Genomic DNA, 26,369 nt, shown 5'->3' with positions numbered 1-26,369 from the left:
CCGCCGGGGACGCGCCGGCGCGATGCCACAATGGGGACGGCTTGTGCGTGTCTTCACAAGCTCACGCGACCCTCCCACTCGAAGGTGCCCTCGTGGACATCAAGACCGCTTCCGCCCTGCACCGGCTGCGCCTCATCTCGCTTCCCGAGGCGCTGTCCTTCCCGGCGCTGCTCATCTTCGGCTCGCTCCTCATGCGCGTCTCGGACATCGACTTCCTGATGCCGCCGCTGGGCGCGCTGCACGGCCTCCTCTTCACGATCTACGTGGTGTTCCTGCTGGACGTCTGGGTCAAGGCCAAGTGGCCGCTCAAGCGCGTCGCGCTGTTCTTCGTCCTCGCGGTCATCCCCTTCGGCGGGCTCTACGGCGACAAGCTCCTCAAGAAGTACGAGGCCGACGGCGTCATCGCCGCCCGCGCCCGCCGCGAGGGCACGGTCAGCGCATGATCGTCGCGTTCTCCGTCTCCCCGCTCGGTGTCGGCGAGGACGTCGGGGAGTACGTCGCCGACGCCGTGCGGGTCGTGCGGGAGTCCGGGCTCCCCAACCGCACCGACGCGATGTTCACCTCCATCGAAGGGGAGTGGGACGAGGTCATGGACGTCGTCAAGCGCGCCGTGGCCGCCGTCGAGGCCCGCGCCGGCCGCGTCTCCCTGGTACTGAAGGCCGACATCCGCCCCGGCGTCACCGACGGCCTGACCTCCAAGGTCGCGACCGTGGAGCGTCACCTCTCGTCCTGACGCACCGTCCGCGCGGACGTCCCGCCTTCGCCCGCGTTCACCCGAAAAGCCCCCGCCGCCACACGGTCGGGGGCTTTTCCCGCTCCGGACCAAAAACCGCTCACTCGGACCCGCCAAGTCGACACGCCGTTAGCCGTCCCCTTCTGTGGGGATATCAACCCGTTCGACAGTGGGAGGCACGGTGCGGTCGGAGGGCTACGACTACGACACCTACAGCCGGCTCGCGGGTCCGCTCACGGAGCCGGAGCCGACGGGGTACCGGGTGCGGTACAAGAGCCTGCTCTCCACGGAGAAGCACCGAATAAGAGCCGTCCTGCTGATGACCCTCGCCCCGGTGCTCACGGGCGTCCTGCTGCTGTACCTGGTCTGGCCCACGCACTGGACCGAGCGGGAGAACGGGGAACGCTGGCTGGTCGTCGCCGACACCGTGATGCTGGTGTCGATCGCGCTGATCGAGCTGTTCATGCTGGTCAACGTGGTCTCCATCGCGCACGCCACGCTCGTCGCGCGGGACCCGGTACCGGTGACGCCCGAGCCCGGCACCAGGGTCGCCTTCCTGACCACGTACGTCCCCGGCAAGGAACCGCTCTCCATGGTCCGCGCCACCCTCAAGGGCGCCGTACGCCTGAAGCACCCCGGCCCGCTGGACGTCTGGCTGCTCGACGAGGGCGACGACCCCGGCGCCCGGATGCTCTGCGCCGAACTGGGCGTCCACCACTTCACCCGGCGCGGCGTCCCCGAGTGGAACCGTGACAAGGGCGTCCACAAGGCGAAGACGAAGCACGGCAACTACAACGCCTGGATCGCCCTGCACGGCGGCGACTACGACTTCTTCGCCTCCGTCGACACCGACCACGTGCCCATGCCCAACTTCCTGGAACGGATGATGGGCTACTTCCGCGACCCGGACGTCGCCTTCGTCGTCGGACCGCAGGTCTACGGGAACTACGACTCGGCCGTCACCAAGGCCGCCGAGTCCCAGCAGTTCCTCTTCCACGCCCTGATCCAGCGCGCGGGCAACCGCTACGGCGCCCCGATGTTCGTCGGCACCAACAACGTCGTGCGCATCGCCGCGCTGCGGCAGGTCGGCGGCCTGTACGACTCGATCACCGAGGACATGGCCACCGGCTTCGAGATCCACCGCCGCCGCAACCCGCACACCGGGCACTACTGGCGTTCGGTCTACACCCCCGACGTGCTCGCCGTGGGCGAGGGGCCCGCCTCCTGGACGGACTTCTTCACCCAGCAGCTGCGCTGGTCCCGGGGAACGTACGAGACGCTGTTCAAGCAGTACGGCAAGGCGCTGTTCCGGGTGCCCCCCGGCCGCCTCCTCAGCTACACGCTGATGCTCGTCTACTACCCGATGACCGCGGTCAACTGGCTGCTCGGCGTGGGCAGCTGTGTGCTGTTCCTCTGGTTCGGGGCGTCCGGCACCCAGGTCGCCGCCTCCATCTGGCTGATGCTCTACAGCGACGCCGCCGCCCTCCAGATCGGGCTCTACCTCTGGAACCGCCGGCACAACGTCTCCCCGCACGAGCCCGAGGGCTCCGGTGGTCTCGCCGGCATGGCCATGTCCGCGCTCTCCGCCCCGATCTACCTGAAGTCGCTGGGCTCGGCCGTGCTGCGCACCGACGGCCGGTTCGTCGTCACGCCCAAGGGCGGCCAGACCTCCCCGGACCGGCTGCTCACCTTCCGTATCCACCTCTGCTGGGCGGCGGTCCTGCTCTCCTCGCTCGCCGCGTCGGTGTATCTGGACCACACCCATGTGGCGATGCGGACCTGGGCGACGCTGGGTCTTGCGATATCCCTCTCCCCGGTCGCCGCCTGGGCCTGGACCGTCCGGCAGGACAGGCGCGCCGAGGCCGCGCGCGCCGTCCCCGTACCGGCGCCCCCGCCGCTCGAACCGGTCTACGTCGCCGGCCCGGCCCCGTCGGCGACCACCGCGGCGAGCGCCGGCACCACCGCCACCACCACCGCAGGAGGGAACTGACCCATGGCCTACCGGCCCTCGAAGCAGATGAGGAAGACGCTCCTGGGAGGCGGTGCGGTGCTGCTGCTCGCCGGGCTGAACGCTCCCGCGGCCCTGTCCTTCGCCGAGGACAGATATCACGCGTACAAGATCGACCAGCCGGAGTACAAGGCGGAGTACGGCTCCTGGGACCGGGTGGACATCCCGAAGGAGTACCGGACCAACGCCATCCACGCGGCGCTCCTGCACACCGGGAAGGTGCTGATCGTCGCGGGCTCCGGCAACGACGAGGCGCACTTCGACGAGGGCACCTTCGACACGGTGCTGTGGGACCCGGCCGAGAACACCTTCCAGAAGATCCCCACCCCCGAGGACTTCTTCTGCGGCGGCCACGCCCAGCTCCCCGACGGCCGCCTCCTGATCGCGGGCGGCACCGCCCGCTACGAGGTGCTCGACGACAAGGTGAAGCGGGCCGGCGGCGGTATGCGGGTCAAGAACGAGAACCCGGACAAGCCGCTGAAGCTCGAGAAGGGCACGGTCTTCCGCTCGCCCTCCGGCGTCGAGTACGCGGCCAAGTTCGACGTCACCGTCCCCAAGGCCAAGCGCGAGTTCGAGGTCGACTACTTCGAGAGCGGCCAGATGAAGCCGTGGAAGACGAAGGTGACCGCCTCCGAGCAGCGGGTCTTCGTCGAGGCGGTGGACGAGGGACCCGAGGCGGTGGCGGCGGACGCAGCCCAGTACGAGATCGTCGGGCTGAAGGGCAAGGCCGCCGACAACGCCTACGGCCTCGCCGAGAAGATCACCATGGACAAGCAGGACTTCCAGGGGATCCGCGCTGCCTACGAGTTCGACCCGACGGCGGAGAAGTACATCAAGGTCGACCCGATGAAGGAGGCCCGCTGGTATCCGACGCTCGTCGGGCTCGAGGACGGCCGGGTGCTCTCCGTCTCCGGCCTCGACGACGTCGGCGCGATCCTCCCCGGCGACAACGAGGTCTACGACCCGAAGACGAAGAAGTGGTCCAAGGGCCCCTTCCACTACTTCCCGACCTACCCGGCGCTCTTCCTGACCAAGGGCGGCAAGCTCTTCTACCCGGGCGCCAACGCCGGTTACGGCCCGGCCGACAAGGGACGCGAGCCGGGGATCTGGGACATCAGGAAGAACACCTTCACCAAGGTGCCCGGACTGACCGACACCGACCAGCTGGAGACGGCGGCCTCGCTGCTGCTGCCGCCCGTGCAGGACCAGAAGGTGATGGTCCTCGGCGGCGGCGGGGTCGGCGAGTCCAAGAAGTCCACCGCCCGCACCGCGGTCATCGACCTCAAGCAGGACAGCCCGGCCTTCGAGCCGGGCCCCGACCTGCCGCAGGGCACGCGCTACCTGAACAGCGTGATCATGCCCGACGACACCGTCTTCACCAGCGGCGGATCCGAGGACTACCGGGGCCGCGGGGCGAGCAACATCCTGAAGGCGCAGTCCTACGACCCGAAGACCAACACCTTCAAGGAGGCGGCCGAGCCGACGGTGGGGCGCAACTACCACTCCGAGGCGCTGCTGCTGCCCGACGGGCGGGTGGCGACCTTCGGCTCCGACTCGCTCTACGGCGACAAGGACAACACCAAGCTCGGCAAGTTCGAGCAGCGGATGGAGGTCTACACCCCGCCCGCCCTGCACCGGGGCGGGGACAAGCGGCCGGTGATCGGGAACGGCCCCGAGAACGCCGAGCGCGGCGCGACGGTCACCTACGAGAGCGCCGACGCCGACCGGATCGCCACCGCCCGGCTGATGCGGCCGAGCGCCGTCACCCACACCACCGACGTGGAGCAGCGCTCCATCGAACTGGGCCTGAAGAAGGACGACGGCAAGGTGAGCGTGACCGTGCCGGACGACCCCACGCTGGTGCCGCCCGGCTGGTACATGCTCTTCGTCACCGACACCGACGACGTGCCCTCCGAGGCGAAGTGGGTCAAGGTCGCCTGACCCCGGGGGCGCGCCGCGACCGGCTCAGGAGGCGGCGCGCCTCGCCAGGCCGAGCGCGTACTCCGGCCACCAGTCGCCGGCCGGCGGGCCGCCCCGGCAGGGGCCGTCGGAGTCGCCCGGCCGCTTGATCCACAGATAGGCGTCGAGCCGGTCGTCGCCGGTGTCGGTGGTCGGCGGCGTGCCGAGCCCCCGGCCCGGTGGATTGCACCAGGCCTCCTCGCGGCCCCCGGACAGGGGGCCGTTGCCGTTGCGGCTGGTGTCGATCACGAAGTGCGAGCCGCCCACGGCGTCGGAGAGCCGCTTCGCGTACGTCTTCACGCTCTCGTTCGACTGAAAGTTGGAGACGTTCAGGGAGAAGCCGTCGGCCCGGTCGATGCCGGCCTGCCGCAGCGGCTGCGCCATCTTGGACGGCTCATCGATCCAGTCCGGGTTGCCCGCGTCCAGGTAGACCTGGGTGCTGGGCAGGGCCTTGAGCGTGTCCACCGCCTCGGAGAGGAGCTGGTAGCGCTCGGCGTGGTGCTCGGGCGGGGTGCAGCCGTCCGTGATGTGGGGGAGGGCGTCCGGCTCCAGGATCACGGTCGCCGGGGCGTTCCCGATGGCGTCGGCGAACTCGCCGATCCAGGAACGGTAGGCGTCCGCGTCCTTCGCGCCGCCCGCGGAGTAGAGCCCGCAGTCGCGGTGCGGGATGTTGTACGCCACCAGCAGGATGGTCTTCTTCGTGCGGGCGGCGGACTTCGCGGCGGCCCGGATTCCCGGGGCCGGGTCGTCCCACGCGGGCCAGTCGGCCACCGGCCGGCCGGAGATCCGCCGCAGGATCTTCGCCTCCGCCTCGCGCCCCTCCTTCTCCCAGGCGCGCACCTGGCGGGCCGCGTCGCTGTTCGGGTCGACCCAGTACGGGGAGGCGGCGCTCGGGGCTGGCTCCCCCCGGACGAGTTCGTCCGCCGCCTCGGCGGTCCGGGTGACGCGCGGCTCCGGTGTCGAGCAGCCGGCGGTGAGGACGGTCGCCAGGGTGAGGGCGGCCAGGACGGGGACGGTACGGGGGAGAGCGCGGGGGACGATTCTGCGGCCGGACATCCAGACCCCTCGGACGGTGGTGACTCGCGGACACGGAGCACAGGGAGCGTGGGCCATCGTGACACGACGGTCACTGAGAGTGCTGGTGCGACACCGTCCGTGACCCGTACGCCGCGACGGCCGGCGCGTCAGTCCGAGGCGGCCAGCGCGATGCCCAGCGGGGTGCGCTCGTACAGCACCTGGTGTCCGTAGCGCCGCGAGGCCAGCAGCCCCGCCCCGCGCAGCACGGACAGATGGGCCGACACGGACGAGGGGGCGAGGCCGAGCCGGTGCGCCAGCGCGCTCGTCCCGGCCGGTTCGTCCAGCGCGCACAGCACATCGGCCCGGACCCGGCCGAGCAGCCGGGCGAGGCTCTCCGGGGTCCGGTCGGCGGACTCGCTCCACAGCCCGCCGATGCCACGGGCCGGGTAGATCAGCCCCGGTCGCCACGGCTCCTCGTGGCCGCCCACCACCTCCGGCCAGACGAAGACGCTCGGCATCAGGACCAGCCCCTGCCCGCCCAGCACCCGCTCGTGGTCGCCCTGGGTCCCGGCCACCGTGAGCGTCGAGCCGTTCCAGCTCAGCCGGGGGCTCAGCTCACCCAGCAGCTGTTCCAGCCCGCTGTCCGCGAGCCGCCGCGAGTGGTAGGCGATGTCCGCCTCCAGCAGCGCCCGCAGCCGGGGCCAGTACGGCTCGATCAGCGCCTGCCAGGCCCGCTCCAGCAGGTCGGCGAGCTCGCGCACGGCCCGCGCCGGATCGGCCAGCAGCCGCCGGCCCGTCGTCGACGCGGTCCCGCCGGGCCGGTCCGCCAGGGCCAGCGCCATGTCGGCCCGCGCCACCTCCGGATCGACCGCCCGGACGGCCGCGATCTCCTCCTCGAACGTCGCGAGCGGCCCGATCGGCGGCGGGCAGATGAAATCCGGGTTGTGGCCGATGGTCGGCATCAGCAGCCACAGCGGCTCCAGGTCCAGCGCCCCGGACGCCTCCCGGATGCGGCGGAGCCACGGCAGGTGGTAGCCGTGGCGGCCGGTGCGGTGCAGGGTGCGCACCGCCTCCTGGGTCTCGAACAGCGGTGACAGCGCGAACCGGCAGCGCAGCAGATCGCTCTCGCCGAAGTGCAGCTGGAACGGCATGCCTCCCCCTCGCCCCGCGGCCCGGACATTCGTCTCCAGCCGAAAGTCTAGGGCCGGCCGCGCTCCGGCCCCAGGCTCGTCCCATGCCGACCGACAGCCCCGCCCCGGCGGACACACCCCGTACTCCGCCCGCCCCGGCGGCGCCGGTCCCGGCTCCGCCCCCGGAGCGTGCCGCCCGCCCTGACCCGGGCCCCGGGCCCACGCTCCGGGAGCCCACCGCCTCCGGCCCCGACGCCCCGGCGTCCGCCGCCTCCGGCCCCGACGCCCCGGCGTCCGCCGCCTCCGGCCTCGATGCCCCGGCGTCTGCCGCCCCGCGCGGTTACCGGGCCGTCTTCGCCGTCACCGAATTCCGGGCCGTCTTCGCCGCCCACCTGCTCTCGCTGCTCGGCGTCGTGGTCAGTGAACTGGCGCTCACCGTGCTTGTCTACGACCTCACCGGCTCCCCGCTGCTCAGCGCGCTGACGTTCGCGCTCGGGCTGCTGCCGTACATGGTCGGCGGGACGCTGTTCGCGGGGGTCGCCGACCGCTACCCGGCCCGCCGTGTCCTGGTCGTCTGCGACCTGCTCTGCGCGGCCTGCGTCGCCGTGATGCTGGTGCCCGCCACCCCGGTCGCCGGACTCCTCGCCCTGCGCTGCCTGGTCGCCGCCATCGCGCCCGTCTTCACCGGGACCCGGATGGCGGCGCTCACCGACATCCTCGGCGAGGGCGACCTCTACGTACTGGGCCGTTCGCTGCTGCGGATCGTCTCGCAGAGCGCGATGCTCATCGGGTTCGGCGCCGGCGGGGTGCTGCTCACCGTGCTGTCGCCGCGCGGCGCGATCACCGTCACCGTGGTGACCTTCCTCTGCTCGGCCGCCCTGCTCCGCTTCGGGACCCGCGACCGCCCCGCCCGCACCGGCGCCGGTGACGGCGGCGGCGGAACCCTGCTCAAGGAGTCGCTCTCCGGGGCCCGTCTGGTGCTGGGCGACCGCCGCATCCGGGCGCTGATGCTGCTGTTCTGGCTGCCCGCGATGTTCGTGGTGGCCCCGGAGGCGCTCGCCGCCCCGTACGCCGACGCGATCGGGGCCCCGCCCGCCGCGCTCGGGCTGCTGCTCTGCGCGATGGCCGCCGGGCACATCGGGGCCGAACTGTTCGTGGGCTCCGCGCTCAGCCCCCGTAACCGCTCCCGGATCGTCCTGCCGGTCGCCGCCGCCGGCCTTCTCCCGCTCCTCATGTACGTGGTCCGTCCCGGGCTGCCGCTCGCCCTGGCGGCCCTCGCCCTGGCCGGCGCGGGCGCCGCCTATGTGATCGGACTCGACCAGTGGTTCGTCGACGCCGTGCCCCAGGAGCTGCGCGGCCGGGCCATGACGCTGCTCACCGCCGGGCTGATGACCGTGCAGGGGTTCGGAATGGCGCTGGCGGGGCTCGCGGCCGAGTTCTTCCCCGTGCACCAGGTGGTCGCCGGATCCGGAATCATCGGTACCGTCCTTACGCTCCTGGTGGTCGCCGAGGTCCGCAGGACAGCCCCCGGACGCATGTCCGATACCGAGGCACGAGACGGGGCTGACCGGCATGTGGCCAGTCGGTAAGGTCGATGCCGTGCCGAAGCCGCTCAGCCTTCCCTTCGATCCCATCGCCCGCGCCGACGAGCTCTGGCAGCAGCGCTGGGGGCCCGTGCCCTCGATGGGGGCGATCACCTCGATCATGCGGGCCCAGCAGATCCTGCTCGCCGAGGTCGACGCCGTCGTCAAGCCGTACGGGCTGACCTTCGCCCGGTACGAGGCGCTGGTGCTGCTCGCCTTCTCCAAGGCCGGTGAGCTGCCGATGTCCAAGATCGGGGAGCGGCTGATGGTGCACCCCACCTCGGTCACCAACACCGTGGACCGGCTGGTCAGGTCCGGTCTCGTCGGCAAGCGGCCGAACCCCAACGACGGCCGCGGAACGCTGGCGTCCATCACCGACAAGGGCCGAGACGTCGTCGAGGCGGCCACCCGGGACCTGGTCGCGATCGACTTCGGCCTCGGGGTGTACGACTCCGAGGAGTGCGCCGAGATCTTCGCCATGCTGCGTCCGCTCCGGGTGGCGGCCCAGGACTTCGAGGAGAAGTGAACGCGGGCTTCCGGTGAGGCCGGGGCCGCGCGAAGATCGCGCCGCTCGTCCCGTTACGCTCGTAGCCATGAAACAGAACGTGCTCACCCGCTACCGGGTGATGGCCTACGTCACCGCCATCTGGCTGCTCGTCTTCACTGTGGCGATCATCGCGAAGTACGGCTTCGAGACCGGCGACACCATGCTGATCTCGCAGATCCACGGCGTGCTGTTCATCGTCTACGTCGTCTTCGCGTTCGATCTCGGCTCCAAGGCGAAGTGGCCCTTCGGCAAGCTCCTGTGGGTGCTGGCCGCCGGCTGTATCCCCTTCGCCTCGTTCTTCGTCGAACCGAAGGTCAGCCGCGAGGCCCGCGCCCTGGTCACCGACCCCGCACCGGTGACCGCCAAGGCCTGAGAGGCTGTCGGACCACCCGAACCGCCCCGCGCGAAAAGCGCCGGGCGGTTTGCCATCGACATTTACTAGGACGTCCTAGTAAATTCGAGGTATGGACGCTGACGCGATCGAGGAAGGCCGCCTCCGCTGGCAGGCCCGTTACGACAAGGCCCGCAAGCGTGACGCGGACTTCACCACGCTCTCCGGTGACCCGGTCGAGCCCGCGTACGGGCCACGCCCCGGTGACACGTACGAGGGATTCGAGCGGATCGGCTGGCCGGGGGAGTACCCCTTCACCCGCGGGCTGCACCCCACCGGCTACCGGGGCCGCACCTGGACGATCCGCCAGTTCGCCGGCTTCGGCAACGCCCAGCAGACCAACGAGCGCTACAAGATGATCCTCGCGGCGGGCGGCGGCGGCCTCAGCGTCGCCTTCGACATGCCGACGCTCATGGGCCGGGACTCCGACGACCCGCGCGCGCTCGGCGAGGTCGGCCACTGCGGCGTCGCCATCGACTCGGCGGCCGACATGGAGGTCCTCTTCGGTGACATCCCCCTCGGCGACGTCACCACCTCGATGACGATCAGCGGCCCGGCCGTGCCCGTCTTCTGCATGTACCTGGTCGCCGCCGAGCGCCAGGGCGTCGACCCGGGCGTGCTCAACGGCACGCTCCAGACCGACATCTTCAAGGAGTACATCGCGCAGAAGGAGTGGCTCTTCCAGCCCGAGCCCCACCTGCGCCTCATCGGCGACCTGATGGAGCACTGCGCCCGCGACATCCCCGCCTACAAGCCGCTCTCCGTCTCCGGCTACCACATCCGCGAGGCCGGAGCGACGGCCGCGCAGGAGCTGGCCTACACCCTCGCGGACGGCTTCGGCTACGTGGAGCTGGGCCTCTCGCGCGGCCTGGACGTGGATGCCTTCGCCTCCGGGCTCTCCTTCTTCTTCGACGCGCACCTGGACTTCTTCGAGGAGATCGCCAAGTTCCGCGCCGCCCGCCGCATCTGGGCCCGCTGGATGAAGGAGACGTACGGCGCGAAGACCGACAAGGCGCAGTGGCTGCGCTTCCACACGCAGACCGCCGGCGTCTCCCTCACCGCGCAGCAGCCGTACAACAACGTGGTGCGCACCGCCGTCGAGGCGCTCTCCGCCGTGCTCGGCGGCACCAACTCGCTCCACACCAACGCCCTCGACGAGACCCTCGCGCTCCCCTCCGAGCAGGCCGCCGAGATCGCCCTGCGCACCCAGCAGGTGCTGATGGAGGAGACAGGCGTCGCCAATGTGGCCGACCCGCTGGGCGGCTCCTGGTACGTCGAGCAGCTCACCGACCGCATCGAGGCCGAGGCCGAGAAGATCTTCGACCAGATCAAGGAGCGCGGCACCCGGGCCCACCCCGACGGGCAGCACCCCATCGGGCCGATGACCTCCGGCATCCTGCGCGGCATAGAGGACGGCTGGTTCACCGGCGAGATCGCCGAGTCCGCGTTCCAGTACCAGCGGGCCCTGGAGAAGGGCGACAAGCGGGTCGTCGGCGTCAACGTCCACCACGGCTCGGTCACCGGCGACCTGGAGATCCTCCGGGTCAGCCACGAGGTCGAGCGCGACCAGGTCAGCCAGCTCGCGGACCGCAAGGCCGCCCGCGACGACGCCAAGGTGACCGCCGCCCTCGACGCGATGCTCGCCTCCGCCCGCGACGGCTCGAACATGATCGCCCCGATGCTGGACGCGGTACGGGCCGAGGCCACGCTCGGCGAGATCTGCGGGGTGCTGCGCGAGGAGTGGGGCACCTACACGGAGCCGCCGGGGTTCTGAAGCCCCGCTATCCGGCCTGCGCGCCCGCCAGCCCCAGCAGGAGCAGCGAGGTGAAGCCGCTCGCCCACGCGGAGTCCACCGGCTCCGCACTCACCAGAGTGCGGTGCACCACGGCTCCGGCGATCACGTCGAAGATCAGGTCCGCGTTGCGGGCGGCGGTCGAGGAGTCGTCCTCGTACCGCAGCTCGCCGCGGGCCTGGGCGCGTTCCCGGCCCAGCAGCACCAGCCGCTTCTGCCGGTCCACGATCGCCGAGCGGATCCTCAGGCGCAACGAGTCGTCACGGGTGGACTCGGCGACCACCGCCATCAGCGCCGTACGGGCCTCCGGCCGCTCCAGCAGGGCGGCGAACTGAAGCACGACGCCCTGGACGTCGGCGGCCAGGCTGCCCCGGTCGGGCAGCTCCAGCTCGTCGAAGAGGACGGCGACCGCGTCCACGACCAGCTCGTTCTTGCCCGCCCAGCGCCGGTAGAGGGTCGTCTTGGCGACGCCGGCCCGGGTCGCCACATCGCCCATCGTCAGCTTCGACCAGCCGAGATCGACCAGGGACGCCCGCGTCGCTTCGAGGATCGCGGCATCGGCCGCGGTGCTCCGCGGACGTCCTGTTCGGGTGGCTCGGGGGTCGCTGTCGTTCATGATGCGGCGACCATACCGGCCGGTAGGGGAGACGGTTGTGCTCCGGTGCCCGTGAGACAGATCACCGGGAGCACCTGTCCGGGCGGGGTGATCGGCAGTTACGCTACGGGTCGTAGCGTAAGGAAGGCAGCCGCATCGCCCCCTGCGCCACGGAACGAACGAGCGACAGCCACCGGGGCCCCCACGGGGACCCCAGGCGCCGGGTGGGGACCCGGAGCCGCACGGACCGGCCGGATGGGGATCCGGAAGGTCCACCCGGGCCCTTCGGGGTCCGGTCAGTTCCAGCCAGGGTCTTTCAGGGGCCCGACCGGTTCCTCGGGGCCCTACGGGCGCTTCGGGGGCCGGGGCCGCGTCGGCCCGTCCGCCCCCGCACACCGGTGGGGGCGCCCGGGCCGGTCCGGTTTTTCGCACTCGCTTTCCGGAACGGTGCGCTCAGGGGGGAGGATGTACGCATGCAGCCTAGGAACATGTCCATGAGCGGCGTTGTCGACCTCGCCGCTGTCAAGGCGGCCGGAGAGGCCAAGGCCAAGGCGGAGCAGGCCCGCGCGGAGGCCGCCCGTACCGGGGGCGCCGGCGCCGTCGCGCCCACCGCCCTGGTGATCGACGTCGATGAAGCCGGTTTTGAGCGCGATGTCCTCCAGCGCTCCGCCGAAGTCCCCGTCGTCATCGACTTCTGGGCCGAGTGGTGCGAGCCGTGCAAGCAGCTGGGCCCCCTGCTGGAGCGCCTGGCCGTCGAGTACAACGGCCGCTTCCTGCTGGCCAAGGTCGATGTCGACGCGAACCAGATGCTGATGCAGCAATTCGGCATCCAGGGCATCCCGGCGGTCTTCGCCGTCGTCGCCGGGCAGGCCCTCCCGCTCTTCCAGGGCGCGGCCCCCGAGGCCCAGATCCGCGAGACGCTGGACCAGCTGATCCAGGTCGGCGAGGAGCGCTTCGGGCTGACCGGCATCGCCGTCGACCCGGACGCCGCCCCGGCGGACACGGTCCCGGCCGAGGCGCCGGCCGGCCCGTACGACGCCGTGCTGGAGGCCGCCGCGTCCGCCCTCGACGCCAATGACTTCGGCGGCGCGGTCCAGGCGTACGAGAACGTCCTCGCGGACGACCCGGGCAACCCGGAGGCCAAGCTGGGCCTGGCCCAGGCGGAGCTGCTCGGCCGCGTCCAGGGCCTGGACCCGCAGGCGGTGCGCAAGGAAGCCGCGGACAGTCCGGACGATGTCGACGCCCAGCTCGCCGCCGCCGATCTCGACCTGGTCGGCGGACACGTGGAGGACGCCTTCGGTCGGCTCGTCGAGGCCGTCCGCCGCACCGCGGGCGACGACCGCGACGCCGCCCGGCTGCGGCTCCTGGAGCTGTTCGAGGTGATCGGTCCGGAGGACCCCAGGGTCACCGCCGCGCGCACCGCGCTGGCCCGCGTCCTGTTCTGAGCCCGGGTCTTCCGTTTACACCAGGTCCGCTCCGGACGCACCCGATTGTGCCGATGTGACAAGACGGCCGCACCGCCCGCCGGGCGGCGCGGCCGTTTTGCCGTCCTGACGCCAAAGAGGGACGCGAGAAGCCCTCGCTTTACCAAATCTTGACAAAGATGCAAGCTGTTACTCGCAGTAAGGCGGGTCGGTGATTCTGTCCGGTTTCCATGAAGTTTCCCGCCATTCGGATGTCCCTTTCGTGCCACCCTGTGTCGCCGTGTGATGCCGCCCTGTCGTCCTGTGGTTATCGAGCCGTTACTAGCCAGTAACGATCCCTCTTGTGTCACGGCCGTGAATGCACCACGATCGGCCACGCTCGGTCCCTTACCTTCAGCCCGGTCTCCAGCCGGTGCCCGAGGGTCTGTTGGGTCCCCACCGAGTGGTCGGCGGCAGTGGCGCCGACCTCGGACAGGGGGGTTCCCGCCCACGGGCGGGGCCTGTCCGACCGGCCGCGCGGACAGCGCGGCCAGTGGTTGTCGCTCGGGGGTGAACGCCGGTGGATCGGATGCGGGACACGTCTCCGAGTGCGGGCGCTCTCCTTCCCGAGGACGTAGCACTTCTCCCATCCCAGGACGGGCACGACGCCCGGACCGGAGATGTACGTCCGAGAAGAAGGAGCAAGTATGAGTTCCCAGGTTCGCGGTGGGACGAGATGGAAGCGGTTCGCTCTGGTCATGGTGCCGAGCGTCGTCGCCACGGCGGCGGTGGGCGTCGGCCTCGCACAGGGCGCGCTCGCCGCGTCGTTCAGTGTGTCCGGGCAGAGTTTCAAGGTCAGCACCGACAGGCTGGACGGCCACGACTTCGTCCAGTACGGCAGTGTCGCGGTCGGCAAGGACCTCAAGGGCAACAAGGCCGCGCACCCGGTCGCGGTGTCGGGCTTCAGCAGGGCCACGATCACCAACATGTGCCAGTCGGTGGTCACGCCGGAGGTCCCCTTCATCGGCAAGAGCGTCAGTCTTGAGCTGACGGCGGGCACCGACCCGGACCGTCCGGTCGAGGCCACCAACCTCTACCTGGACGTCGCGCAGCTGGACGCCGACGCCGACTTCCAGAACATCGACATCGGTGTCGCGGCCGGTTCGCTGAAGAAGAAGGACCGGCCGAACGGGATAGGCATCCAGCCCGGCACCAAGGCCAGCAAGGCGGGCTTCGCGCAGCGTGCCGACCGGGCCATCCTGACCAAGGTGAAGCAGACGGCGTGGGCGACCACCGCCGGAACCTTCAAGCTCAGCGACCTGAAGCTGAAGCTGCACACGGGCGTCAAGGAGTGCTTCTAGCACTCCGGCCAGGGTGACCGGAACGTCCCTTCCGGGACTTCCGGTCACCCACTCTCCCCATCTCACGGCAGTACCGGTTCCAGGGAGCTGTTTTCCATGAGCCCCGAGTCCACAGGGCAGAACGAGCACTACATCCGCGTCGTTCGGCGACGCTTCCGCGCCTGGCGGGGTCACCGGCCGTTCTGGGCCGGACTGTTCACCATGGCCGGCGGGATCCCCATCGCCTACTTTCCGTACGCCAGCATGACGCTCGGCAACATGACGCTGGCCATGTCCACCACGGCCGGCGCCGGGTCCCTGATCATCGGGGTCCTGCTGATCACGCTCGGCCTGACGATGTGGTACCACAGCATCGTGCGGGTCTTCGCCGGTGTCGCGGCCATCCTGCTCGCGCTGATCTCCATCCCCGTCGCCAACATCGGCGGCTTCGTCATCGGATTCGCCCTCGCCCTCGTCGGCGGAGCCATGTCCATTTCCTGGGCCCCCGGCAAGCCGGAGGACGCCGAAGGGACCCCGCTCGCCGAGCACCGCGACGTGGAGCGCTCCGCGGGGGAGTCGCACGCCACCGCCGCGACCGTGCCGCAGCAGCAGGGCGCCGGGTACGAACTGGCAGTCGACGGCGACGGCGGGAGGAACCGTGCGGGGTGACGACGGACAGCAGCTGAACGCCCACCCCCGCGACGACCTCCGCGAGCGCAGGGGCCCCCGTCACGCGGCCCCCAGGAAGTCGCTGCTGACCAAGCTCCACCTGCCCAGCGGCAAGAAGGCCCTGGCGCTCGCCGCGATGCCGACGGCGGTCTTCGTGGGCATGGGGCTGACGCCCAGGCTGGCCCTGGCCGACGACCGCGCCGACATCCCGTTCGCGCCCGGACCGTGCGTCACCCGGTCCGACGAGCCGAGCGAGTCCGAGTCGCCGGAGGCCACCCCGTCCCCGTCGGCCACGGCGAAGGACGGGGCCGGCGAGGACGCGAAGCCCGGCGACGACGCCACCGCCATGCCCACGCCCACGCCCTCGGCCGGCGGTTCCGCCGACGGGACGAAGCCCGACGCGGACGCGGCCAAGTCGGCGCGGTCCGCCGGGGAGACGCCCGCCGAGGCGCCCTCCGCGACGCCGACGCCCACGCAGTCGAAGAACCCGCTCGACCCGCTCGGCGTCGGCGACGCGCTCAAGGACCTCTTCGACGGGCCGGACGACGAGGCCGGGACCGAGAAGCCGGCGAGTCCGTCCCCGAGCCGCACGACCGAGGCCCCGAAGCCCTCCGACGAGCCGTCCGACGCGACGAAGGACCCGGCGAAGGAGCCGGCGAAGGACCTGGCCGGGAGCGCCGCGGACAAGGCGAAGGAGGCGTCCGACAAGACGGCCGACGCCATCCGCGAGGCGGCCGGGAAAGCGGGCAAGGGCGTCGAGGAACTCGACGAGGACGTCAAGGGACTCGACCCCAAGAAGGACGAGGAGATACCGGACGGCGCCAAGCCCCGCTTCCCGTGCCCCGAGCCCGACCCGGACGCGCTCGCCGCGGCCGAACTGGAGCCCGGCATCCCGCTGCTCCCGTCCGACCCGTGGGTCCTGGAGTCGACGCTGCTCACCCTCAACGGTCTGGACTACCACGGCATCGTCGAGGTGAGGAAGGCGGACGGCAGCATCAAGAAGGTGCTCAAGTTCACCGCCGCCTCCATCGACATCAAGGACCTGCACCAGCTGACCGTCGGCCCCGCGGGCACGACCGGCCACGTGAGGTCGCGGCCCGGTTCCACGTCGACGATCCGCGACGGCGAGGTGACGATGTACACGGAGGAGCTGAAGGGCAACCTCTTCGGTCTCATCCCGATCACCTTCAGCCCCCGGACCCCGCCCCCGCTGAACGTGCCCTTCGCCTTCTTCACCAAGGTGAAGGTGGTCCAGGCCGGCCAGTTCGGCGGCACGCTCACCGTTCCGGGGCTGAAGAACTACCTCGACGGCGGCAACGGCTGACAGCCGCCCGCCCCCCCGATCCCGTCCGGGAGCCGCACAGGGCCGTGGGCCGTACTCCTCGCCAGGAGTACGGCCCACGGCCCTGTCGGTGCGGGGTGCGGGTCAGGCCCGCTCGCCGCCCAGGTGGTGCACCCGGACCATGTTGGTGGTGCCGGGGACGCCGGGGGGCGAGCCGGCGGTGATGATCATCGTGTCGCCGTCGTTGTAGCGGTTCAGCTTCAGCAGCTCCGCGTCGACCAGGTCGACCATCGCGTCGGTGTTGTCCGCGTGCGGGACGACGTGCGACTCGACGCCCCAGCTCAGGGCGAGCTGGTTGCGGGTGGCCTCGTCCGTGGTGAAGGCCAGGATCGGCTGGGCCGTGCGGTAGCGGGAGAGGCGGCGGGCGGTGTCGCCGGACTGGGTGAAGGCGACCAGGGCCTTGCCGTCCAGGAAGTCCGCGATCTCGCAGGCGGCGCGGGCCACCGAACCGCCCTGCGTACGGGGCTTCTTGCCCGGGACCAGCGGCTGGAGGCCCTTGGAGAGCAGCTCCTCCTCCGCCGCGACGACGATCTTCGCCATCGTCTTGACCGTCTCGATCGGGTACGCGCCCACCGAGGACTCGGCGGAGAGCATGACCGCGTCCGCGCCGTCCAGGATCGCGTTGGCGACGTCGGACGCCTCGGCGCGGGTCGGTCGCGAGTTGGTGATCATCGACTCCATCATCTGGGTCGCCACGATCACCGGCTTGGCGTTGCGCCGGCACAGCTCCACCAGGCGCTTCTGCACCATCGGGACCTTCTCCAGCGGATACTCGACGGCCAGGTCGCCGCGGGCCACCATCACACCGTCGAACGCCGCGACGACGCCCTCCATGTGCTCGACGGCCTGCGGCTTCTCCACCTTGGCGATGACGGGGACCCGGCGGCCCTCCTCGTCCATCACCTTGTGGACGTCCTTGACGTCCTCGGCGTCCCGGACGAAGGAGAGGGCGACCAGGTCGCAGCCCATCCGCAGCGCGAAGCGCAGGTCCTCGACGTCCTTCGCGGACAGGGCGGGGACGTTGACCGCCGCGCCGGGCAGGTTGATGCCCTTGTGGTCGGAGATGACACCGCCCTCGATGACGATGGTCCTCACCCGGGGGCCCTCGACCGCGACGACCTTCAGCTCGACGTTGCCGTCGTTGATCAGGATCGGGTCGCCCTTGACGACGTCACCGGGCAGACCCTTGTAGGTCGTGCCGCAGATCGACTTGTCGCCGGGGACGTCCTCGGAGGTGATGGTGAACTCGTCCCCGCGGACCAGCTCGACCGGGCCCTCGGCGAACTTCGCCAGCCGGATCTTCGGGCCCTGGAGGTCGGCGAGCACGCCCACCGCGCGGCCGGTCTCGGCGGCCGCCTTGCGGACACGGTCGTAACGGCCTTGGTGTTCCTCGTGGGTACCGTGACTGAAGTTGAAACGGGCCACGCTCATGCCGGCCTCGATCAGAGCGACGAGCTGCTCATGGGAGTCGACGGCGGGACCGAGGGTGCAGACGATTTTGGAACGGCGCATGAGGCGGATCCTATCGGTTTGTTTCGCTGCGGAATATTCCGTCTGGTGGAAGGTACAAAGGGGCGCGGGGGTGCTCAGTTGTCGACCCCTCCGATCCCCGCGGGCTACGGTCGGCCGACGAGCGCGAACGTCTGGTCGGCGATCTCCAGCTCCTCGTCCGTCGGCACCACGGCGACCGCCACCCGCGCGTACTCCGGCGAGATCAGCCGTGGCTCCGCGGACCGTACGGCGTTGAGCGAGGCGTCCACCGCCATGCCCAGTTCCTCCAGGCCCGCGATGGCAGCTTCCCGCACCGGGGCCGCGTTCTCCCCGACCCCCGCCGTGAACGCCACCGCGTCCACCCGGCCGAGCACCGCCGTATACGCGCCGATGTACTTCTTCAGCCGGTGGATGTAGATGTCGAACGCCAGCGCGGCCCGCTCGTCGCCCTCGTCGATCCGGCGGCGGATCACCCGCATGTCGTTGTCACCGCAGAGGCCGACCAGCCCGCTCTTCTTGTTCAGCAGGACGTCGATGTCGTCGGCCGACATGCCCGCCACCCGCTTCAGGTGGAAGGTGACCGCCGGATCGATGTCCCCGGAGCGCGTACCCATCACGAGCCCTTCCAAGGGCGTCAGCCCCATGGAGGTGTCCACGCACCGCCCGCCCGCGACCGCCGAGGCGGACGCCCCGTTGCCCAGGTGCAGCACGATGACGTTCACGTCCTCCGGCGCCCGGCCCAGCAGCTCGGCCGTCTTCCGCGAGACGTACGCGTGCGAGGTGCCGTGGAAGCCGTAGCGGCGGATGCGGTGCGCGTCGGCGGTCTCCACGTCGATCGCGTACCGCGCGGCCGCCTCCGGCATCGTCGTGTGGAACGCCGTGTCGAAGACCGCGACCTGCGGCAGGTCCGGCCGCAGCGCCCGCGCCGTGACGATGCCCGTGATGTTCGCCGGGTTGTGCAGCGGTGCGACCGGGACGAGGCGCTCGATCTCCTTCAGCACCTCGTCGGTGACCACGGTCGGCGCGCTGAACCGCAGCCCGCCGTGTACCACCCGGTGCCCGATCGCGGCGAGTTCGGGGGAGTCGAGGCCGAGGCCGTCCGCCGCCAGCTCCTCGGCCGCGGCCTTGAGCGCCGCGGCGTGGTCCGCGATCCGGCCCGTACGCTCACGGGGCTCCGCGCCGTCGCCGGTCAGCGGGGTGTGCACCAGGCGTGAGGTCTCCTCGCCGATCCGCTCGACCAGGCCCGAGGCGAGCCGGGAGCGGTCGCGCATGTCGAGGAGCTGGTACTTCACCGACGAGGAGCCGGAGTTGAGGACGAGGACGCGGTGCGGTTCCACAGGGGCTGCCGTGCTTTCGTTTCCGGAGTCAGTGGCTGGGGGAGTGGGTGTCGTCATGCGGGGCGCTCCTCGCCCTGCGCCTGGATCGCCGTGATCGCCACGGTGTTGACGATGTCCTGGACGAGCGCGCCGCGCGACAGGTCGTTGACCGGCTTGCGCAGCCCCTGGAGTACCGGGCCGACCGCCACCGCGCCCGCCGAGCGCTGCACGGCCTTGTAGGTGTTGTTGCCGGTGTTCAGGTCCGGGAAGATCAGCACGGTCGCCTGGCCCGCCACCTCGGAGCCGGGCAGTTTCGTCGCCGCGACGGACGGCTCGACCGCCGCGTCGTACTGGATCGGCCCCTCCACCCGCAGCTCGGGCCGCTCCGCCCGCACCCGCTCGGTGGCCTCGCGCACCTTGTCGACGTCCGCGCCGGAGCCGGAGGTTCCGGTGGAGTACGACAGCATCGCGATCCGGGGCTCCACGCCGAACCGGGCCGCCGTCACCGCCGACTGCACCGCGATGTCCGCGAGCTGCTCCGCGTTCGGGTCCGGGTTGACGGCGCAGTCGCCGTACACGAGGACCTTGTCGGCCAGGCACATGAAGAAGACGGACGACACGATCGACGCGTCCGGCTTGGTCTTGATGATCTCGAACGCCGGGCGGATGGTGGCCGCCGTGGAGTGCACCGACCCGGACACCATCCCGTCGGCAAGACCCTCCTGCACCATCAGCGTGCCGAAGTAGTTCACGTCCGCCACCACGTCGACGGCCAGCTCCACCGTCACCCCGCGGTGCGCGCGCAGTTCCGCGTACCGCTCGGCGAAGACGCCCCGCAGCTCCGAGGTGTGCGGGTCGATCAGCTGGGTGTCCGCGAGGTCGATGCCGAGGTCGGCGGCCTTCTTGCGGATCACGTCCACGTCGCCGAGCAGGGTGAGGTCGCAGACGTCCCGGCGCAGCAGTACGTCGGCGGCGCGCAGCACCCGCTCCTCGGTGCCCTCCGGCAGCACCACGCGCTTGCGGTCGGAGCGGGCCTGCTCCAGCAGCTCGTGTTCGAACATCATCGGCGTGACGCGTCCGCTGCGGGCCACCGAGATCCGGTCGAGGAGGGCGGCGGTGTCGACATGTCGCTCGAACAGGCCGAGGGCGGTCTCCGCCTTGCGGGGGGTCGCCGCGTTCAACTTCCCTTCGAGGGCGAAGAGTTCGCCGGCGGTGGGGAAGGAGCCGCCGGCCACCGACACGACCGGGGTCCCCGGTGCGAGCCGGGCGGCCAGGGTGAGTATCTCTTCGCCGGGGCGCTCGTTCAGGGTCAGCAGGACGCCCGCGATGGGCGGGGTGCCCGCGCTGTGCGCGGCCAGCGAACCCACCACCAGGTCCGCCCGGTCCCCGGGGGTGACCACCAGGCAGCCGGGGGTCAGCGCGTTCAGCAGGTTCGGCAGCATGGCCCCGCCGAACACGAAGTCCAGCGCGTCGCGCGCGAGCCCCGAGTCGTCGCCGAGCAGCACCGTGCCGTCCAGCGCCGCGGTGATCTGGGCGACGGTGGGCGCCGAGAGCGCCGGGTCGTCCGGCAGGACGGAGACGGGCACCGGCAGCCGGGCCGCGAGCCGCTCCGCGATCGTCTCGCGGTCCTCGGCGGCGACCCGGTTCACCACCATGGCCAGCACGTCGCAGCCGAGGCCCGCGTAGGCGCGGTAGGCGTTGCGGGTCTCGGCGCGCACGGACTCCGCGTTCTGCCCCTTGCCCCCGACCACGGCGATCACCGAGGCCCCGAACTCGTTGGCCAGCCGGGCGTTCAGCGCCAGCTCGTCGGGGAGCTGGGTGGCGGCGAAGTCGCTGCCCAGGACCAGGACCACCTCGTAGTCGCGGGCCACCTGGTGGAAGCGCTCGACGAGCCGGGATACCAGCTCGTCCGTGCCCTTCTCCGCCTGCACGGCGGAGGCCTCGTGGTAGTCCAGGCCGTAGACGGAGGCCGGGCTCTGGGAGAGCCGGTAGCGGGCCCGGAGCAGCTCGTAGAGCCGGTCGGGTCCGTCGTGGACCAGCGGACGGAAGACGCCGACCCGGTCCACCTGACGCGTCAGAAGCTCCATGACTCCCAGCTCGACGACCTGCCGGCCGTCCCCCCGGTCGATCCCGGTCACGTACACGCTGCGCGCCACGCGTGCTCTCCCGTCCTTGTGTTCGGTGCCGCGGCCCGTGGGCGTCCGGACGTGCGGTGATGCCCCCGTGCCCGCCCGGTGATCCGCCGGGTGCGGCATTGGCCTGCATTGCCTCTTGACGATACCTGCGGGGGCCGCTATACCGCCCGCCGGAGGCCTCGACCCGGCCGGGGCCCACGCCCGCGCCCGAGAGGGGCTCCTACCCCCTGAGCACGGCCGAAAGCGCGGGGCCCGTGCCGGGCGTGGGACAATCGCCTTGGTTCAGGGCACGGAGGCCGCCTCGGTCGGCCTCCCGGAAAAGCGCGACTAGCGAGCAGGAGACACACCTCGATGCGCATCGGAATTCTCACCGCGGGCGGCGACTGCCCCGGCCTGAACGCAGTGATCCGGTCGGTCGTCCACCGGGCCGTGGTCGGCCACGGCGACGAGGTCATCGGCTTCGAGGACGGCTTCAAGGGGCTGCTCGACGGCCACTTCCGCCCCCTCGACCTCAACGCGGTCAGCGGCATCCTCGCCCGCGGCGGCACCATCCTCGGCTCGGCCCGCCTGGAGCGCGACCGGCTGCGCGAGGCCGCCGAGAACTGCGAGGAGCTGTCCCGCCGCTACGGCATCGACGCGCTCATCCCGATCGGCGGCGAGGGCACGCTCACCGCGGCCCGCATGCTCTCCGACGCGGGCATGCCGGTCGTCGGCGTCCCGAAGACCATCGACAACGACATCTCCTCCACCGACCGCACCTTCGGGTTCGACACGGCGGTGGGCGTCGCGACCGAGGCCATAGACCGCCTCAAGACCACCGCCGAGTCCCACCAGCGTGTGATGGTCGTCGAGGTCATGGGCCGGCACGCGGGGTGGATCGCGCTGGAGTCCGGGATGGCCGGCGGCGCCCACGGCATCTGCCTGCCCGAGCGCCCCTTCCAGGTCGACGACCTGGTCAGGATGGTCGAGGAGCGGTTCGCGCGCGGCAAGAAGTTCGCCGTCATCTGCGTCGCCGAGGGCGCGCACCCGGCGGAGGGCTCCATGCCGTACGCCAAGGGCGCGATCGACCAGTACGGCCACGAGCGCTTCCAGGGCATCGGCAACCGTCTGGCCATCGAGCTGGAGACCCGGCTCGGCAAGGAGGCCAGGCCGGTCATTCTCGGCCATGTCCAGCGCGGCGGCACGCCGACCGCGTACGACCGGGTGCTCGCCACCCGCTTCGGCTGGAACGCCGTGGAGGCCGTGCACCGCGGCGACTTCGGCCGGATGACCGCCCTGCGCGGCAACGACATCGCCATGGTTCCGCTCGCCGACGCCGTCACCCAGCTGAAGAGGGTGCCCGCCGAGCGGATGTACGAGGCCGAGTCGGTCTTCTAAGGCCGTCTTGTAAGGCCTTCCGGCAGGGGCGGGCCCCTCCGGAACCGCACGGGCCGCACGGGCGGCCCGTGCGGGGTCACACCCCGGCGGTCCGCCAGAACTGGTCCACCACCCGGGCCAGGAACGCCCGGCCGGCGTCGCCCGTCGACCCGGCGCGTTCCTGGCCCGTGCTGCTCCAGCTCAGCGTGGAGACCATCAGGGCCTGGTAGTCGGCGTGCAGCTGCTCCAGCACGTCCTGGACCAGCGCCCGGTCCAGCGGGACGATCTTGGCGACCGGGCGGACGTACGCCTGCCAGCGCGTGGTGACCGCGCTGCTCAGCAGCTCCGCCAGCTCCGCGTCGCGGCCCGTCGCCGTCAGGAACTGCGCGGCCGTCAGCTCCAGCGCCCGGCACAGGGCCGCCGACTGCTTCTCGTTGCCCCGCCAGCGCCCCGACTCCTCCATCCGCAGGTACGAGGCGCCGGTCATCCCCAGCAGCCGGGCCAGGTCGTCCACGGTCAGTTCCCGCGTCATCCGGTGCTCGCGCAGCGTGGCGGCGGCCGCCAGCAGCTCCCCGGGGGCGCACCAGAGGACGCCGGCGAGGGCGGTCAGCTCGCGTTCCCCGGGCGTCGCGAGGCCGCGCTCCCAGGCGATGACGGTCTCTGCGCTGATCCGGAGTCCGTACTGGGCGGCGAGCCCGTAGGCGACATGGCCGGGAGCCATCCCCAGAGCCTCACGGAGACGGCGCGCGGCAGGGGCGTTGAATGGCGGGGTGGGGTGCACGGGCCCACCGTAGAAGTCCATTTCCGCCCTGGCTACGGTAGGTTCCCCACAGATCACGCTTCGTAGGAACCTCCAGCCGCGAACCGGGCGGGCGGTACGCGAATCCCGCCCCACCAGCGCTTTCTTCTGCCCCTCCGGAAGGGCGCGCCACGGCCGTGAAACCGACCGGCAAGCGCTTGTCGGCCATTCCGGCGGCGACCGGTCAGCGCCCCGAGGCCAGCCAGCGGTAATGCAGTTCCGGTCGGCCGACCTGCCCATAATGCGGACGCCTCGCGGCGCTGCCCACGGTCACCAGGTGCTCCAGATACCGCCGTGCCGTGATCCGCGACATGCCCAGCCGCTCCCCGGCGGCGGCCGCCGTCACCCCTTCCGGCGACTCCTTCAACACCCGGGTCACGGCCTCCAGCGTCGGGCCGCTGAGCCCCTTGGGCAGCGCGGCCGGATGCGCGACCCGCAGCGCGCCCAGCGCCCGGTCCACCTCCTCCTGCCCGCTCGCCTCCCCGGCGGCGCCCCGGAACTCCGCGTACCGCACCAGCCGGTCCCGCAGCGTGGGGTACGTGAACGGCTTCAGCACGTACTGCACGACGCCGAGCGACACCCCCTCCCGCACCACCGCGAGATCGCGCGCCGAGGTCACCGCGATCACGTCCGCCCCGTGGCCGGAGGCGCGCAGCGAGCGCAGCAGCCCGAGTCCGTGCCCGTCGGGCAGATAGAGGTCGAGCAGCAGCAGGTCCACCGGCGTCCTCTCCAGCGCCCGCACCGCCGCCGCCCGGGTGTGCGCCACCGCCGTGACCGTGAAGCCCTCCACCCGCTCGACGTACATCTGGTGGGCGTCGGCGGCCACCGGATCGTCCTCCACCACCAGGACCCGGATCATGCCGTGACCTCCTTGTGCGCGGACCCGGGCGTGGACCCGGACCCGGACCCGGACCCGGACCCGGGCGTGGGCCGCGAACCCGTCGGCGGCCGGGCCGGAAGCGGCAGCCGTACGGTGAACCGCGCGCCGCCGTCCGGACCCGCGTCCAGCCGCACCGTGCCCCCGTTGCGGCACGCCGCCTGCCGCACCAGCGCCAGACCGAGCCCGCGCCCCGCCCCGTGCGTCGACCAGCCGCGCCGGAACACCTCGTCCGCCGCCTCCGGGCCGATGCCCGAGCCCGTGTCCGTGACCCGCAGCAGCAGCTCCCGCTCGTCCGCGAGCGCGGTCACGGTGACCCGGGCCCGCCCCGCCGGACCTCCGGGCGCCCGGGGCGCCGGCACCGTCGCGGGACCGTGGCCCGATCCGCCGTCGGCCCCTTCCGAAGCCGCCTCCACCGCGTTGTCGATCAGATTGCCCAGGATCGTCACCAGATCGCGCTGGGCCAGCGAGGGCGGCAGCGCCCCGTCGTCGATCAGGCTGTCCTCCGCGAGCACCAGCTCCACGCCCCGCTCGTTCGCCTGGGCGGCCTTGCCGAGCAGCAGCGCCGCGAGCACCGGCTCCTCCACCGCCCCCACCACCCGGTCGGTCAGCACCTGCGCCAGCTCCAGCTCCGCCGTCGCGAAGTCCACCGCCTCCGCCACCCGGCCCAGCTCGATCAGCGACACCACGGTGTGCAGCCGGTTCGCCGCCTCGTGGGCCTGGGACCGCAGCGCCTGCGTGAAACCGCGCTCCGAGTCCAGCTCACCGGTGAGCGCCTGCAACTCGGTGTGGTCCCGCAGGGTCACCACCGTGCCGCGCCGCTCACCGCCCACCACCGGACGGGTGTTGACCACGACGACCCGCTCCGCCGTCAGGTGCAGCTCGTCCACCCGCGCCTCGGACGCCAGCAGCGCCCCCGTCAGCGGCGCGGGCAGGGCCAGCTCGTCGACCGTACGGCCGACCGCCTCCGCGTCCGGCTCCAGACCCAGCAGCTCCCGCCCGGCGTCGTTGATCAGCGCGATCCGCCGCCGCCCGTCGAGCATCAGCAGCCCCTCGCGCACCGCGTGCAGGGTGGCCTGGTGGTAGTCGTGCAGCCGGCTCAGCTCGGTCGCGTTCATCCCGTGGGTGTGCCGCCGCAGCCGGGCGTTGACCACGTACGTGCCCATCCCGCCGAGCGCCAGCGCCCCGCCCGCCGCCAGCGCGAGCGCGCCGAGCTGGTCCCGTACCTGGGAGGAGACCCGGTCCACGGTGATGCCCGCGCTGACCAGGCCGACGATCCGCCCGTTGTCGCGGATCGGGGTCACCACCCGTATCGAGGGGCCCAGCGTGCCGGTGTACGTCTCGGTGAAGGTCTGCCCGCGCAGGGCCTTCGCGGTGTTCCCGAGGAAGGTGTCCCCGATCTGTTCGGTGTCCGGGTGCGTCCAGCGGACCCGCTCGGTGTCCATGATCGTGATGAAGGCGATCCCGGTGTCCTCGCGCACCCGTTCCGCGTACGGCTGAAGCGCCGCGGACGGGTCCGGGGTGCGGATGGCCTCCCGTACGGAAGGGGAATCAGCCACCGCCAGCGCCGCCACCCGCACCTGCCGCGCGGCCGTCTCCTCGGCCTGCGCGCTGCCCGAGGCGTACGCGAACACGGCGCACCCGGCCACCACCGCGGCGATGAGCACGACCTGCATGGCGAAGAGCTGGCCCGCCAGGGATCGGGGGAGGGTACGGGGGAGGCGCATACCCCACAGTCTGCCTGGCGCCCCCGGGGCTGGTTCGGGTGGCCGGAAATCGACCGTGAACGATATGAACGCAAGGGTGACCGGGGTCACAGCGCAGTGGATAGTCACCGAAGCCCCCAGGGACGGGGGCACACGCTATGACCGAGCCGAGGAGCCCCA

The 26,369-nt window shown here is 71.6% G+C and carries 22 protein-coding genes; 13 read left to right on the top strand and 9 right to left on the bottom strand.

The window, feature by feature from the left end; translation table 11 throughout:
* Positions 1–92: 92 nt before the first annotated feature.
* From N7925_RS09790 to N7925_RS09775, 4 genes are all read left to right on the top strand, one after another.
* Positions 93–443 carry a DUF3817 domain-containing protein gene (locus tag N7925_RS09790; protein ID WP_003966215.1) on the top strand — a complete coding sequence of 117 codons (351 nt, stop codon included), beginning with the start codon at positions 93–95 and terminating at the stop codon, positions 441–443.
* Positions 440–733, top strand: coding sequence for an MTH1187 family thiamine-binding protein (locus tag N7925_RS09785; protein WP_265599293.1), 294 nt, complete (start codon positions 440–442; stop codon positions 731–733). Before N7925_RS09790 ends, N7925_RS09785 begins: the two co-directional genes overlap by 4 nt.
* A gap of 181 nt (positions 734–914) precedes the next feature.
* Entirely contained in the window at positions 915–2,723 is a 1,809-nt protein-coding gene (locus N7925_RS09780; protein ID WP_274343642.1) for a glycosyltransferase family 2 protein, read from the top strand.
* A gap of 3 nt (positions 2,724–2,726) precedes the next feature.
* A complete protein-coding gene (locus tag N7925_RS09775; protein WP_274343641.1) occupies positions 2,727–4,682 on the top strand; it encodes a galactose oxidase-like domain-containing protein in 1,956 nt (651 codons plus the stop codon).
* 24 nt (positions 4,683–4,706) lie between these two features.
* Here N7925_RS09775 and N7925_RS09770 read toward each other — a convergent pair whose 3' ends face one another.
* Positions 4,707–5,756 carry a glycoside hydrolase family 6 protein gene (locus N7925_RS09770; RefSeq protein WP_265599290.1) on the bottom strand — a complete coding sequence of 350 codons (1,050 nt, stop codon included), beginning with the start codon at positions 5,754–5,756 and terminating at the stop codon, positions 4,707–4,709.
* Positions 5,757–5,884: 128 nt separating this feature from the next.
* Positions 5,885–6,868: an ArsR/SmtB family transcription factor gene (locus N7925_RS09765; protein WP_265599289.1), complete on the bottom strand. Its 984-nt coding sequence runs from the start codon at positions 6,866–6,868 to the stop codon at positions 5,885–5,887.
* Between the two features lie 83 nt (positions 6,869–6,951).
* Between N7925_RS09765 and N7925_RS09760 the strand changes: the two genes are divergently transcribed.
* From N7925_RS09760 to N7925_RS09745, 4 genes are all read left to right on the top strand, one after another.
* A complete protein-coding gene (locus N7925_RS09760) occupies positions 6,952–8,436 on the top strand; it encodes an MFS transporter (protein WP_274343640.1) in 1,485 nt (494 codons plus the stop codon).
* Positions 8,437–8,446: 10 nt separating this feature from the next.
* Complete coding sequence (locus N7925_RS09755) at positions 8,447–8,956, top strand: MarR family winged helix-turn-helix transcriptional regulator (RefSeq protein WP_007448021.1); 510 nt, start codon at positions 8,447–8,449, stop codon at positions 8,954–8,956.
* A gap of 67 nt (positions 8,957–9,023) precedes the next feature.
* Positions 9,024–9,350, top strand: a complete 327-nt coding sequence (locus N7925_RS09750; RefSeq protein WP_026290710.1) for a DUF3817 domain-containing protein — start codon at positions 9,024–9,026, stop codon at positions 9,348–9,350.
* Between the two features lie 91 nt (positions 9,351–9,441).
* Positions 9,442–11,142 (top strand): acyl-CoA mutase large subunit family protein, encoded by a 1,701-nt coding sequence (locus N7925_RS09745; protein ID WP_265599287.1) that lies wholly within the window; start codon positions 9,442–9,444, stop codon positions 11,140–11,142.
* A gap of 7 nt (positions 11,143–11,149) precedes the next feature.
* On the opposite strand, the gene N7925_RS09740 is transcribed toward N7925_RS09745, so the two are convergent.
* Positions 11,150–11,776, bottom strand: coding sequence for a TetR/AcrR family transcriptional regulator (locus tag N7925_RS09740; protein ID WP_265599286.1), 627 nt, complete (start codon positions 11,774–11,776; stop codon positions 11,150–11,152).
* A gap of 452 nt (positions 11,777–12,228) precedes the next feature.
* Here N7925_RS09740 and N7925_RS09735 point away from each other — a divergent pair, with 452 nt between their 5' ends.
* The 4 genes from N7925_RS09735 to N7925_RS09720 all read left to right on the top strand — a co-directional run bounded on the left by N7925_RS09735 (position 12,229) and on the right by N7925_RS09720 (position 16,491).
* Positions 12,229–13,200: a tetratricopeptide repeat protein gene (locus tag N7925_RS09735; protein WP_274343639.1), complete on the top strand. Its 972-nt coding sequence runs from the start codon at positions 12,229–12,231 to the stop codon at positions 13,198–13,200.
* A gap of 665 nt (positions 13,201–13,865) precedes the next feature.
* Positions 13,866–14,519 carry a DUF6230 family protein gene (locus N7925_RS09730; protein WP_274343638.1) on the top strand — a complete coding sequence of 218 codons (654 nt, stop codon included), beginning with the start codon at positions 13,866–13,868 and terminating at the stop codon, positions 14,517–14,519.
* Between the two features lie 96 nt (positions 14,520–14,615).
* Positions 14,616–15,167, top strand: coding sequence for a DUF6114 domain-containing protein (locus tag N7925_RS09725; RefSeq protein ID WP_265599283.1), 552 nt, complete (start codon positions 14,616–14,618; stop codon positions 15,165–15,167).
* Positions 15,157–16,491, top strand: coding sequence for a hypothetical protein (locus N7925_RS09720; protein WP_274343637.1), 1,335 nt, complete (start codon positions 15,157–15,159; stop codon positions 16,489–16,491). The genes N7925_RS09725 and N7925_RS09720 overlap by 11 nt, the downstream gene beginning before the upstream one ends.
* Before the next feature lie 102 nt (positions 16,492–16,593).
* On the opposite strand, the gene pyk is transcribed toward N7925_RS09720, so the two are convergent.
* From pyk to pta, 3 genes are all read right to left on the bottom strand, one after another.
* A complete protein-coding gene (gene pyk / locus N7925_RS09715; RefSeq protein ID WP_265599281.1) occupies positions 16,594–18,021 on the bottom strand; it encodes a pyruvate kinase in 1,428 nt (475 codons plus the stop codon).
* Positions 18,022–18,125: 104 nt separating this feature from the next.
* Positions 18,126–19,337, bottom strand: a complete 1,212-nt coding sequence (locus N7925_RS09710; protein ID WP_274343636.1) for an acetate kinase — start codon at positions 19,335–19,337, stop codon at positions 18,126–18,128.
* Positions 19,338–19,390: 53 nt separating this feature from the next.
* Positions 19,391–21,472 (bottom strand): phosphate acetyltransferase, encoded by a 2,082-nt coding sequence (pta, locus tag N7925_RS09705; RefSeq protein WP_265599279.1) that lies wholly within the window; start codon positions 21,470–21,472, stop codon positions 19,391–19,393.
* Positions 21,473–21,802: 330 nt separating this feature from the next.
* Here pta and N7925_RS09700 point away from each other — a divergent pair, with 330 nt between their 5' ends.
* Complete coding sequence (locus N7925_RS09700; protein WP_265599278.1) at positions 21,803–22,828, top strand: ATP-dependent 6-phosphofructokinase; 1,026 nt, start codon at positions 21,803–21,805, stop codon at positions 22,826–22,828.
* A 76-nt stretch (positions 22,829–22,904) separates the two neighbouring features.
* On the opposite strand, the gene N7925_RS09695 is transcribed toward N7925_RS09700, so the two are convergent.
* From N7925_RS09695 to N7925_RS09685, 3 genes are all read right to left on the bottom strand, one after another.
* A complete protein-coding gene (locus N7925_RS09695; RefSeq protein ID WP_274343635.1) occupies positions 22,905–23,609 on the bottom strand; it encodes a helix-turn-helix domain-containing protein in 705 nt (234 codons plus the stop codon).
* A gap of 181 nt (positions 23,610–23,790) precedes the next feature.
* On the bottom strand, positions 23,791–24,465 hold the full coding sequence (locus tag N7925_RS09690; RefSeq protein ID WP_265599276.1) for a response regulator: 675 nt from the start codon (positions 24,463–24,465) through the stop codon (positions 23,791–23,793).
* Positions 24,462–26,210: a sensor histidine kinase gene (locus N7925_RS09685; protein WP_274343634.1), complete on the bottom strand. Its 1,749-nt coding sequence runs from the start codon at positions 26,208–26,210 to the stop codon at positions 24,462–24,464. The genes N7925_RS09690 and N7925_RS09685 overlap by 4 nt, the downstream gene beginning before the upstream one ends.
* Positions 26,211–26,369: the final 159 nt, after the last annotated feature.

The sequence above is a fragment of the Streptomyces sp. CA-278952 genome (genome assembly GCF_028747205.1).
Lineage (GTDB): Bacteria > Actinomycetota > Actinomycetes > Streptomycetales > Streptomycetaceae > Streptomyces.
This window is presented reverse-complemented; position numbering and strand designations above follow the sequence as displayed.